Here is an 11873-nt window from a genome sequence, read left to right as displayed (position 1 = left end):
ATGCCGAACGCAGCCCGGCCCGATGCGGACCGTAAACAGATTTTTATGGTCATCGATGTGCTGATACGTGATTTTAATTCCAAAAAGCAATATGCTGTATAATAGAACAGGCTCCGGTTCTGGAGCCTGTTCTGTTATACAAAGCTTTTATATTTTAAACATTCCCCAATCCCAGTATCTGCCATAAATGAGAATGTACAATACAAACAATCCAATAGGGCTACCCGCTAATACTAACTTTGCTATTGGATTACTTGGAATAATGGCCATTGTTGCTTTACCAAGTAAAGCCATTCCCGTAAGACAGATACTAATTATTGTTAAAAGAGTGGGCAGTGCAAGTAATATCCCCCAATTTAGGACTCCATCTTCAAGAATTCCTTTCAAAAGCATAAGGCTATAAGGCAATATTGATAGAGAGCCAATCAGGCCTATTATTAGGCCTGATCGGCGATAATACATAAGCATTGGAGCAGCAAAAACAAATAGAATAATTGTGCCCAACAATGCCAAAACAGGAAGGTAACTAGCAAAACCAGCAGAAATTCCTAGATAAAATGCAATTACCCATGAACTTAAAGTCGCTGTAAATATATAAACTATGTAAATTCTCATTGGTTTTCCTTTTTAGGTTTAGTATTTGAGAATTGATTATTCCAATCTGCGATACTATAAGTTTTACCACCGGATTGAACTCCTGTAAAATTACCTTTTTTGTCAGTCGTAATTGTCAAATTAAAGCTGGTAATCGGGTTGTCACTATTTTGCCCTGGAAGCTCTGTAAATGGACCGGTGTTTCTTCCAACATCCGCACCTATTTGTCCAACGCCCAAAAATAGACCTTGACCGCTAGGATCATTAATAAAAGCCTCTGTACTTGGAAAGTTATCACCTGTCAATTGACCACTAAGTGATAGTGTCCCCGCCTTCTTATTCTCAGTAATTGAAAAGTTAGAGAAGACACCAATATCAGGTGTACCAGGCGGTGTTTTTGGGTTTGCAGCAGCAGAATGTGTACCAAAACCAAATGTCCTTGAATCTCCCCCATCCTTAATTGATAAGCCATTAGTAAATTCAATTGACGGTAAAGCTCTTTTTGCACCGTTTGGGTTTGAGCTCATATAGGTAGGGGAACTCCAAGCTTGCGCTGAAATTGATGTTTTGTCAGTGTCAAAATTAATCCTTTGATGAGCTCTTGCGCTTGCATTAGCACTTGTAGAAAAGCCTCTATTGTCTCCGTGGAAACCAAAACCAAAAGAGCTAAAAGGAGCAAATGATCGAATTGTGATTGGATAAGGTATTAGTCCACCAACATCAATAAATCTCAATGGATTATTGAAAGCATAAGAATAAGAAGAGCTTGAAGGCATCTTCTCTGTCACAGGATCCACCACGCCCCACCTCCCAATCTCCGGCATATACATCCTTGCACCATACTCTACATACCCCGTTCCCACTTGCAATTCCTTACCGTTGTAAAGATAACGATTCACCCCATTCCTAGCATTCAACCTCACAATGGGCTGATTTCTGTTGATCTCTAGCCCAAAGGGATAATAATCCGTTTGTTGTAAAACTTTCCCACTTTCATCAAAAACCACCCTCACGTTGCCTAGGTGATCCTTCAAGAAATAATCAAAGCGAAGCATATCACCAGATGGAACCAATTGCCCTTCCGAAGTAGCAATTCGTTTCAGAATATTCGAAGCATCATACTCAAAAAAACCTGCATATTTGGCGGTAATCGTATCCCCAGCATATTTATGTTTGTTTCCGCGCCCGGGGTCGCGCACGACTCATAGTCGTAAGTAAAATTCTTCCCACCAACAGCAACGGTTTTGGGTAAATTCAGCCGGGCCGACGTTTCGGGAACTTTAGGTTAAAACCGCCCCCCGATTCCCATCAGAAGTCATGTTTCCGTTCAAGTAATGCTTGTTTTAGATTCTTAAACTTTTGAATAAGGCTCCTCTCTTTTCAAATAAATATATGCCAGTTCCTTTACATCCCTAATGAGGCTGTCAAAGTCGATGTCCAGCTTTTTTTTAATAAGTCTTTTCCTAACAAGTTCAATAGCATTTAATGTGCTGTTCACAATAAACTCACGCCGTTCAAATTCGTTCCGGTCATGGAATACATCGCGTGTTACAGCTATGGCCACAGCAATATCCTTGTTCTTTTTCAAGTAATTGCCAACCTTTGGCTCTTCAGGTAGATAGGAACTGAATTTTCCTTCAACGTAATATTGAATGAGCAACAAGTCCAAATCATCGCCATAATTTTTCTTAGCTAGTTTCAAATCCATCAATGTATCGAGACCATTTTCTTTCCAGACATAAGGGCTGAACATATTACTCACTTCTTCGTCACCTGTACTTAAATAATATCCAATCATCTTATTCATTTGGTTTCTTCTTCCCTGCCCAAGGTTCACGATTTAAAGGGCCAGGGTTGGTTTCTACAATTCCTCTTTCTTTTTTGAGCATATCAGTACGACTTCCAGAATCTATTTTTTTCATTTCCTTACCAAGCATAAATTTATTGGAATATCGCTTTTCAGGTGTGGCTTTTGAAGTAATACCAGTTTTCAAATATTCTCCTTTCTTGGTCTCAAGTTTATATAAAGTGTTGATTTTTTCACTTGCTTTTGAATTCGCATGGACCGCAGCATTGGCTACTTCTTTTCCTGCCTTCACAACCTGAGATTCTACACTGGTCTTAGAAAGCAAATTGCCAGGGTTTGCTGGACTTGATCCCGCAGTAGCTACTAAAGCCACATCACCGATCGCATTTACTGCTTCTCTTACCTGCCTGGATAGCGAATTGTCAACCGCTTGTCTGCTGATCTGGGTCTCGAATACCTGCTGCCCACCTTCGACTTTATAACCAGCTCGAATATCGGAACCAAAGGCCCTTGCCGCCGTATTAATGATCGCATGCTTGGTATCAAAGAACGCCGTTGTTACCAGCCTTGCGATCAGGAAAGGGTCATCACCAGGCCCGTCTGGGTAAGTACCATTAGGGTCGCTCCGCAAGATAGGGTTATTCCAGCCATACTGATAGGTGGATTGATCTTCCTGAGTATCCGTAACCGGATCAATCTGCATAAACCGCCCAACGGTCGGATCATAGAACCGTGCTTGAAGATCAATATATCCCGTAGCAACCTGAGTTTCTTTACCCAGGAAGTTGTAGCGGTTAATGGCGTTACGTGCCGCTGGGATTTGAACTGGGCTGTTTCGATCGATCTCCAACCCAAAAGGATAGTAATCAGTTTGTTGCAAGATATCTCCTTTTTCACTAAAAACAACTCTCACATTCCCCAGATGATCTTTCAAGAAATAGTCAAAGCGAAGCGTATCACCAGATGGAACCAATTGCCCTTCCGAAGTAGCAATTCGTTTCAACACATTCGAAGCATCATACTCAAAAAAACCTGCATATTTGGCGGTAATCGTATCCCCAGCATATTTATGTTTTGTACCAAGCCCGGGGTCGCGCACGACTCATAGTCGTAAGTAAAATTCTTCCCACCAACAGCAACGGTCTTTGGCAGATTGAGAAAATTGTAAGTAAGCGTAGCCCCCCGGTTGCCGTCGGTGAGCATGTTTCCGTTGTTGTCGTATGTATAACTGCTTCCGCCGCTTTTGACCCCCGTATTAATTCCACTCGAATCATTGACCGCCGAAAGCGGAACGCCGCCCGGCCGCTTGCCTGCGTACGAATAAGAAAGGTTATCAACAGCCGCACCAGCCCGCATCAAAGTCATGATATTCCCGTTGTTCCGGGGTCGCGCACGACTCGAAAGTAATGCCACTTTCCGTATCGCCATAGCCACCTATTCCCGTGCTACTGAGTAGCCGATTGGCTCCGTCATAGCTAAACGAAAGGCCCTTGGTGTCCGCACTCTTCCACCAGTAACTTGTCCTCCCCCCCCTATTTTACCCCTAACGACAACGGTAGAATTTCTGCCCTGGATGCTCTATTCCTTAATCACCTTTTGTCGTTCATTGATCGCGTATACCTAAATACGACTTTTAGGGTATTTGCACCGATGGACCGTCAGCTTGGTAGCACCCTCGACATTTGCAGGGAAGTGAAATAGCTAAACCCCCAATATTAACCTTTAGAATGACCCTATGAAATTCCTAACCCCCATTTTCATAACCCTTTGCATGGCAGTGCACGCTCCACTCCGGGCCCAGGAAGTACCGACTGTATATGATTACTGGAAGCTAGAAAGAGGGAACGCCAGCCAGTATTTATACCAGGGGCTCAGTGACCGTGCCTTTTCCCTGTTGGAGAAAAGACAGGGTGAGATCGGCAAATTACAGACCCAAACCGACTGGCAACGACGGCAGGCTTATGTGCGGCAGCAGCTGGCCAAAGCCCTGGGACCCTTTCCAGAAAAAACACCCCTCCAGCCCGTTGTCACGGGGGTATTGCACAAGACGGGTTACTCTGTAGAAAAACTTTATTACCAGTCGCGCCCGGGATATTATGTATCGGCCGCCCTGTTTTTGCCCAATCAGCGCGCCCAAAAAGCCCCGGCCATTATTTTTTGCAGCGGACATACCGACCAAGGCTTCCGCAGCGAAACCTATCAGCAAATGATCCTAAACTACGTCGGCAAGGGGTTTATCGTCCTGGCCTTCGACCCCATCGGTCAAGGGGAGCGCATCCAATACCAGGATACCGACCTCTTTAAAGGCGCTACCAAGGAGCATTCCTATCCCGGAGCCCAGTCCTTTCTGGCGGGCATATCCCCTGCCCAATATTTTATCTGGGATGGCATCCGCTCGGTCGACTACCTCCTCAGCCGGCCGGAGGTCGACCCGCTCCGAATCGGCATTACGGGCAGGTCGGGAGGGGGCACCCAGAGTGCCTATATCGCCGCCGTCGACGACCGCATCCTCGCCGCCGCCCCCGAATGTTATATTACGTCTTTCGACAAGCTCCTCCGCTCCAATGGGCCGCAGGATGCAGAACAAAACCTGCTCCATGCCCTAAAAAATGGACTCGACCTGGCCGATTTGCTAGAGGTACGCGCCCCCAAGCCCACCCTGATTGTGGCCACTACCAGAGATATGTTTAGCATACAAGGCGCAAGGGACAGCTATATAGAGGCCCGAAAGGCCTTTAAAGCCTTTGGTAAAATCGAACATATGAACATGACCGAAGATGATGCCGGCCATGCCTCTACTCTCAAAAATAGGGAAAGCACCTATGCCTTCTTCCAGAAATACCTCAACAACCCCGGCAGTTCAAAAGACCAATAAGTGGAGCTTCTGACGGAAGAGGAACTGATGGTATCCCCTCCTTCTCTTAAAGCGGAAAGTATGTTTTCACTCAACAAAACCACGGTCCAACAGATGGTGGAAAACAGGGAAAAGTACCGTAAAGCCAACCCCGGATACGAGAAGACCCTGATGAATCGGGTGATCGGCCTGTCGGGCTATGAAAAGCCTGCTACAAAAGTGGACGCTATTTTTTCGGGTCGGGACCAAAGAACCGGCTATACCATCGAAAAATACCTGGTAAAGGGCGGTGGGTCCTATTACCTGCCTGTTCTCTGGCTAAAACCCTCCCAGGCATCTACCAAAACCATCCTCTATCTCGACGACCAGGGCAAGTCCATAGCTGCCCATACGGGTGGAACCGTAGAACAACTGGTTAGGAATGGGTATGAGGTGGTCGTTCCCGACCTGAGCGGAATAGGAGAACTCGGCCCCGGAAACATCCCGGGAGGGGACGCCCTGATCGACGGAGCCCCCCTGAACCTCTGGTTTATGGGCCTGCTGGTGCAAAAAAACCTAGTGGCCGTCCGGGCCGAAGAAATAGCTGTTCTATCCTATTTTATAAAGCATACAAAAACGGATGCGACCGTATTGGGAGCTGTGGCCAGCGGTACCCTCACCGCCGACCTACTGCATGCCGCCGCTATCGACAACCCCTTCCAGCGGCTGGTACTGCACAACCCCCTGGTTTCTTACCTGTCTATTGCAGAGGAAAGGCTATATAAACCCAAATTTATCATATCGGCAGTACCCGGCGCCCTACCGCTATACGATCTGCCCGACTTGGTGCATCGGCTCTCTACCCAGCGCCTTTTGCTGGCCAACCCCGTCACGGCCGCCGATCGGGAGGTGGGTCCAAGCCAGACCGAAGCCTTGTATGGAAGATCGATACAAAAGGAACACCCCGAAAATTTCAGCGTCATGATCGGCCTCCGTCCTGACGACTGGCTCCCGGTCCTGCTGAAATGGCTCGACTAGGCGAAACGCCATAGAGGTTTAGGGGCAGTGCCGTATGGTTCTCCAGTGCGCCCGTGCACTCGACCTTATTGATTTGGATCCCCCCGGCCAACTCAGTAGGAGATGGTATACAATTCGAAGAAATAAGTGTATATTTAACAATTAATAACCTATACAAGTATGCTTTTTTTTGTTCAAATTTGCCTATCCTTGTATTAATCTCGTTCAAACTATAGTAATTCAAAGCTTCGTATGTATTTCCTAGGATTCGATTTGGGTAGCTCCTCTGTCAAAGCATGCATCCTCGATGCCGATACCGGCCAGGCAGTAGCCTCGGCTTTTTATCCAGAAAAAGAAATGACCATTGCCTCACCCCAAACGGGGTTTGCAGAGCAGCAGCCTGAGGCCTGGTGGGAAAATGCCTGCTTAGCCTCCCAGGAGGTGATCCGCCAGTCGGGCATAGACCCAGCGTCGGTAGGGGCCATAGGGATCTCCTATCAAATGCACGGGCTGGTGGTGGTCGATAAGGATTTGAATGTCCTACGCCCGTCTATCATCTGGTGCGACAGCCGGGCGGTCGACACAGGCAACAAGGCCATGGACAGCCTGGGGGCCGACCTCGTGCTTCCACGGCTCCTGAACTCCCCGGGCAACTTCACGGCTTCCAAACTCGGCTGGGTAAAGCAGCATGAACCCGGGGTATATGCCCAGGTGCATAAGTTTATGCTTCCCGGCGACTACCTGGCCGCTCGCATGAGTGGGGAGGTGGTCACCACACCCTCAGGACTTTCTGAAGGGATATTCTGGGATTTTGTGAAGGGGCAACCGGCCGATTTTCTGATGGAATATTTTGGTTTTTCTCCCGAACTATTACCTACCGTTATGCCCACCTTTGCCGAGCAGGGCCAGCTAACGGAGTCGGCGGCTCAGGCGCTGGGACTCAAGGCGGGAACGCCCATCACCTACCGTGCCGGCGACCAGCCCAATAATGCTTTTTCGCTCAATGTACTCGAGCCAGGAGAAGTAGCGGCTACGGCAGGCACCTCGGGGGTGGTATATGGGGTGAGCGACCAGATCAAGTTCGACCCCAAGTCGAGAGTCAACACATTTTTACACGTCAACCCACTCACCGAAGCGGCCCGCTATGGGGTGCTGCTCTGTGTGAACGGAACGGGTAGCCTTAACGGCTGGCTACGCAATACCCTGATGCAGGGATCGGTATCGTATCCGGAGATGAACGAGTTGGCGGCACAGGCTCCAGTAGGTAGCGACGGGCTGCTGTGCCTGCCATTTGGCAACGGGGCCGAGCGGATGCTGGAGAACCAGGACCCTGGTGCACAATTTAAGGGGCTGCAATTTAGCCGTCATAATAGGACCCACTGGACCCGTGCGGCCCAGGAGGGCATCGTGTTTGCGCTATACTATGGCATGGAAATCATGGAAACGGTAGGGGTGTCCCTTAAGAACATCCGTGCCGGAGAGGCCAATATGTTTTTAAGTCCGCTTTTCAGGGAGACCTTCGCCAATGTTTCGGGCGCCACCGTGGAGCTCTACAATACCGATGGAGCCCAAGGAGCGGCACGTGCGGCAGGTTTTGGGCTGGGTTATTACAAGACCCGCGCCGAGGCTTTCGTAGGCTTGGCGGCCGTCAAGACCATTGCCCCTGACCAGCAGCAGGTAGAAGCCACCAAAGCCGCCTACCAAAACTGGAAACAGGCGCTATTGAGCTAATAAATAAAGGGAAGAGGGCCATTGGCGCACCTCTTCCCTATTCATAGTCCTCATACTTGAGGAGCGGGAGCCTTTACGTATTCTTCAACCTTGCTGGCTATGATTTCGGTCACCTTCACCGTTTGCTGATCCTTGTTCTGGTATTCCCGGTAGTTTATTTTCCCTTCCACCACCAGGAACTTTCCCGTTTGGAAAATAGAGTCACAATGCTCCGCCAACTTTCCATAAGCGACTATATGGTGCCAGCTGGTGGTTTTTACCTCTTCCTTATTCTTATTGATATAACTCTCGTTGGTAGCTAAAGAAAAGTTAGCCACTTTACCATTGGCAAGCTCCTTGATTTGAATCTCCTTGCCGACATTTCCCATTAATTTGACCGTGTTCATGATCGTATCTGTTTAAAGTGGAACGCATCGCCGGAAGCCCTTTGCTAGCCGACTCAACAAAGGTGCGGGATTGGCTTGGTTCGATTCGGTTATTAAGCATTTACAGTCATCTATAAACATTTGTAAGCATTTGCAAATGGATCTAAAATACCGCACTTAGCACCTAATTATTGCTTATCTTGCATATAAAAAAGGAACATTCATCAACCAAAAACAGAAGGCTATGGGACAATGTCTGGAATGTGACAAGCCCTTGGTAGGCCGCACCGATAAAAAATTTTGTTCGGATATGTGCCGGAATAGTTATAACAACCGCCTGAACTCCGACTCCCATAATCTGATGCGCAACATCAACAACCAGCTGCGCAAGAATAGGCGGATATTAGAAGACCTATGCCCCGACGGAAAGGTGACCCTCCCCAAATCGACCTTGCTAGCCAAGGGTTTCGACTTCAACTGGATGACGCATGTTCGCACTACCCTCAAGGGCACTGTGTACCAATACGTTTACGATTATGGCTATCTGGCTATAGAAAACGACTTTTTTGTAATTGTTCGGGACAAAAGGCTAGAAAAATAGTACGAGGCCAGCGAAGCGCTACACCTATGCTAATGCTTTCTTTTATAGGCATTTGCAATCTTATTTACCATATCCAGCGCTTTATAGGCTTGGCCACGTACGAGAGTCATTGCGGGCTTTACCCTTGCCTTTTTCGAAAATAGGGTAATTTTACAATTCAATACAAACTACTTAGGGATGAAAACAGTTAGTCTAAGCGATTCGGGACCAAAAGTATCCGAAGCCATATATGGTTTTTGGAGATGGACCGACGAAGGAGCAGAAACCACCAACAAGATAGAAAGAACCGTAAACCTCTGTCTGGAACTAGGGGTGAACACCTTTGACCATGCGGACATTTATGGAGACTCCGCCATTGAAACCCATTTCGGCAAGCTGATTCAGCAGAAGTCTTTCAACAGAAAGGACCTGGTACTGTTCAGTAAATGCGGCATTCGCCGGTCCGACTCGGGGCGTTTCAACTATTACGACACTTCCGCCAAGCACATTATCGACAGTGTGAATGGCTCCTTATCTCGGTTAAAGACCGATTATCTGGATATATTTCTTTTACAACAAAGCGATTTCTTGTCAGATCCTGAGGAGACGGCCGGAGCACTCTCGGAGATTGTCAAATCGGGGAAGGCCTTGCATATAGGGGTCACCAATTTTTCGGTGTTTCAGCACCAGTTGCTCGCCTCTTACCTGCGCCTGCCCATCGTGACCAACCATATAGAGTTGAACCTGATGAACACCTCAGCCATAGACGACGGGCGAATCGACTTTATCAAGCAGAGCTTTTCTAAGCCACTCGCCTGGGCACCCTTGGCTGGCGGAAAGATATTGCATGGTACGGAAGAGCGCACGGTGCTACTTCGCGCCAAACTGGAGCAGCTAGGTGAAAAGTATGACGCCAACATAGAGCAGATGGCCGTAGCATGGCTGATGAAGCTAGGAACCTTGCCCATTATCGGATCCCTATCCGAAAACAGGATTCGCAATGCGGCCAGCGCCTCAAAAATCCAATTGGACCATCAGGATTGGTACGAAATATACCATTTGGCTAAAAAGAAGCCCGACCCGATGTAAGCGAAGGCTCCCAAAGCAAAAGGCCTTTCAATCCTAGAGACTGAAAGGCCTTTTGCTTATATGGCTTGGTTACTTCACCTTCGACCTGTAGGCCTTCACCATAGCGATGCTCTGAGCCACCTTTTTTTCTATCCATGAATAGTCCTCGGCGGCAATGACCTCCTTAGGGAATAGGTTCGACCCCAGTCCTACAGCATAGGCACCGGCTCCAAACCACTCCCCTATGCTTTCGGGCGTAGGCTGCACCCCACCCGTAACCATGATCTTGACGTCGGCCATGGGCCCTTTGATGGCCTTCACGAATTTGGACCCCACCACGTCGCCGGGGAATAGCTTCACCACCTCGGCACCTGCCTGGCGGGCATTGTAAATCTCGGTAAGGGTGGTCACACCCGGTATCCAAGGGATACCGGCCTTCTGACATACTTCACCCACGGCGGGGTTAAGGCAGGGGGTCACGATATAGTCGGTGCCGGCATCTATAAACTTTTGAGCGGTAGCGGCATCGTAAATAGTGCCGATCCCGAAGCCCATATCGGGTAAATGCTCCTTCACGAAGGCCAATACCTCCACGAATACATCGAAGGCGTTTTCACCTCGGTTGGTAAATTCGAACACCCTTGCGCCCCCGTTATAACTAGCCTGTACCACTTTTTTGACGATGGATGCATCGGCATTATAATATAGAGGCAGTATGCCTATTTCATGTAAGTCAACTAAGGATTGATTCATATTTGGATCGGTTTTTCTGTCAAAGAGGCCAATAACAGGCCTCTTCGCCTAGATGAATGAGTGAATTTTTAACCTTATCTCTTGATACGACCGGAGGTCTCTCCCTGCCTGATGGCTTCCACTTCGGCTTCTGTCGAAATCAAGGCGTCGCCTTCTATGGTATGTTTCAAGGCTGAAGCGGCCACGCCATATTCCAGGGCCTTCTGGGGGTCGTCGAAACGGATGAGTCCGTGGATAAGCCCTGCGATAAAGGAATCGCCACCTCCCACACGGTCTACGATGGGGTTGATATCTATATCGGCCGTCTCGAGCAAGGTGGTACCATTCCACATGATGGCCCGCAACAGGTTATGCGATGCAGAAATCGACGTACGCTTGGTATCGACCACCATTTTCACCTGAGGAAAGGCCTTTTGTAACTTCTGGCTGCCGTCGATAAAATCGGTACAGGCTATGCCAAAAATCTCCCGAATATTTATTTCGTTGGCAATCACCACATCGGTACCAGCAGTGAGTTCGGGGAGGACGTCGGAGGGTTTCTTGCCATATTTCCATAGGTTGGCCCTATAGAATATATCACCCGAAACGGTGAGTCCATATTTCCTAGCCACCTTAATACCCGCTAGGAGCGTGTCGGCGGCCCCTTGGGAAAGGGCCGGGGTAATACCCGCCCAGTGAAACCACTTGGCATCTTTTAGGATCTCTTCCCAGTTTACATCTTCCGGGGATATTTCGGCCAGCGACGAATTGGCCCGGTCGTAGACGATCTGGCTACCGCGCAAGGCAGCACCGGTCTCTAGGAAATACACCGCCATGCGGGACCCTCCATACAGGATATGGGAGGTATCCTGGCCATGGCCACGTAGGTACTGGCTTGCCGCTCTACCGATAGGCGAATCAGGGAAACGGGTTACATGTGCCGTTTTGTGCCCCCAATAGGCTAAGGCGGTAGAGACATTGGCCTCTCCACCAGCATAAGTCACCTCAAACTGTCGCGCTTGTTCGAACCGAGAAAAGCCCGGGGTAGAAAGACGCATTAGAACTTCTCCGAAGGAAATAAAATCTGCCATATGTTTTTTTTATCTGCCCGTCCCCAGCCAAAGCCGAGGTGACAGACGTTGGAAA

General features: G+C 48.5%; 12 protein-coding genes. 5 read left to right on the top strand and 7 right to left on the bottom strand.

Annotated elements, in window-relative coordinates:
* Window positions 1-147: 147 nt before the first annotated feature.
* From CLV98_RS00995 to CLV98_RS00980, 4 genes are all read right to left on the bottom strand, one after another.
* A complete protein-coding gene (locus CLV98_RS00995) occupies window positions 148-615 on the bottom strand; it encodes a hypothetical protein (protein WP_109672058.1) in 468 nt (155 codons plus the stop codon).
* Window positions 612-1793 (bottom strand): RHS repeat domain-containing protein, encoded by a 1182-nt coding sequence (locus tag CLV98_RS00990; RefSeq protein WP_109672056.1) that lies wholly within the window; start codon window positions 1791-1793, stop codon window positions 612-614. The genes CLV98_RS00995 and CLV98_RS00990 overlap by 4 nt, the downstream gene beginning before the upstream one ends.
* 152 nt (window positions 1794-1945) lie before the next feature.
* Window positions 1946-2401 (bottom strand): Imm44 family immunity protein, encoded by a 456-nt coding sequence (locus CLV98_RS00985; RefSeq protein ID WP_109672055.1) that lies wholly within the window; start codon window positions 2399-2401, stop codon window positions 1946-1948.
* Window positions 2394-3500 (bottom strand): RHS repeat domain-containing protein, encoded by a 1107-nt coding sequence (locus tag CLV98_RS00980; protein WP_109672053.1) that lies wholly within the window; start codon window positions 3498-3500, stop codon window positions 2394-2396. Before CLV98_RS00980 ends, CLV98_RS00985 begins: the two co-directional genes overlap by 8 nt.
* A gap of 672 nt (window positions 3501-4172) precedes the next feature.
* Here CLV98_RS00980 and CLV98_RS00975 point away from each other — a divergent pair.
* The 3 genes from CLV98_RS00975 to CLV98_RS00965 all read left to right on the top strand — a co-directional run bounded on the left by CLV98_RS00975 (window position 4173) and on the right by CLV98_RS00965 (window position 7982).
* Window positions 4173-5276: an alpha/beta hydrolase family protein gene (locus tag CLV98_RS00975; protein ID WP_158281184.1), complete on the top strand. Its 1104-nt coding sequence runs from the start codon at window positions 4173-4175 to the stop codon at window positions 5274-5276.
* Window positions 5277-6272, top strand: a complete 996-nt coding sequence (locus CLV98_RS00970) for a hypothetical protein (protein WP_109672050.1) — start codon at window positions 5277-5279, stop codon at window positions 6270-6272.
* Between the two features lie 231 nt (window positions 6273-6503).
* Window positions 6504-7982, top strand: a complete 1479-nt coding sequence (locus CLV98_RS00965) for a xylulokinase (protein ID WP_109672049.1) — start codon at window positions 6504-6506, stop codon at window positions 7980-7982.
* Window positions 7983-8032: 50 nt separating this feature from the next.
* Here CLV98_RS00965 and CLV98_RS00960 read toward each other — a convergent pair whose 3' ends face one another.
* The gene (locus tag CLV98_RS00960) at window positions 8033-8368 is read right to left on the bottom strand and encodes a single-stranded DNA-binding protein (protein WP_109672047.1); all 336 of its coding nucleotides are present in this window, start codon (window positions 8366-8368) and stop codon (window positions 8033-8035) included.
* A 223-nt stretch (window positions 8369-8591) separates the two neighbouring features.
* On the opposite strand from CLV98_RS00960, the gene CLV98_RS00955 reads away from it, so the two are divergent.
* Window positions 8592-8948 carry a hypothetical protein gene (locus CLV98_RS00955; protein WP_109672046.1) on the top strand — a complete coding sequence of 119 codons (357 nt, stop codon included), beginning with the start codon at window positions 8592-8594 and terminating at the stop codon, window positions 8946-8948.
* A gap of 177 nt (window positions 8949-9125) precedes the next feature.
* On the top strand, window positions 9126-10016 hold the full coding sequence (locus CLV98_RS00950) for an aldo/keto reductase (protein WP_109672044.1): 891 nt from the start codon (window positions 9126-9128) through the stop codon (window positions 10014-10016).
* A 69-nt stretch (window positions 10017-10085) separates the two neighbouring features.
* Here CLV98_RS00950 and CLV98_RS00945 read toward each other — a convergent pair whose 3' ends face one another.
* On the bottom strand, window positions 10086-10748 hold the full coding sequence (locus tag CLV98_RS00945) for a bifunctional 4-hydroxy-2-oxoglutarate aldolase/2-dehydro-3-deoxy-phosphogluconate aldolase (RefSeq protein ID WP_109672042.1): 663 nt from the start codon (window positions 10746-10748) through the stop codon (window positions 10086-10088).
* A gap of 74 nt (window positions 10749-10822) precedes the next feature.
* Window positions 10823-11818: a sugar kinase gene (locus CLV98_RS00940; RefSeq protein ID WP_109672040.1), complete on the bottom strand. Its 996-nt coding sequence runs from the start codon at window positions 11816-11818 to the stop codon at window positions 10823-10825.
* Window positions 11819-11873: the final 55 nt, after the last annotated feature.

This window comes from Dyadobacter jejuensis (assembly GCF_003149085.1).
Taxonomy (GTDB): Bacteria; Bacteroidota; Bacteroidia; order Cytophagales; family Spirosomataceae; genus Dyadobacter; species Dyadobacter jejuensis.
Note: the sequence above shows the minus strand (reverse complement) of the source record. Positions and strands in the feature narration are given on the sequence as shown.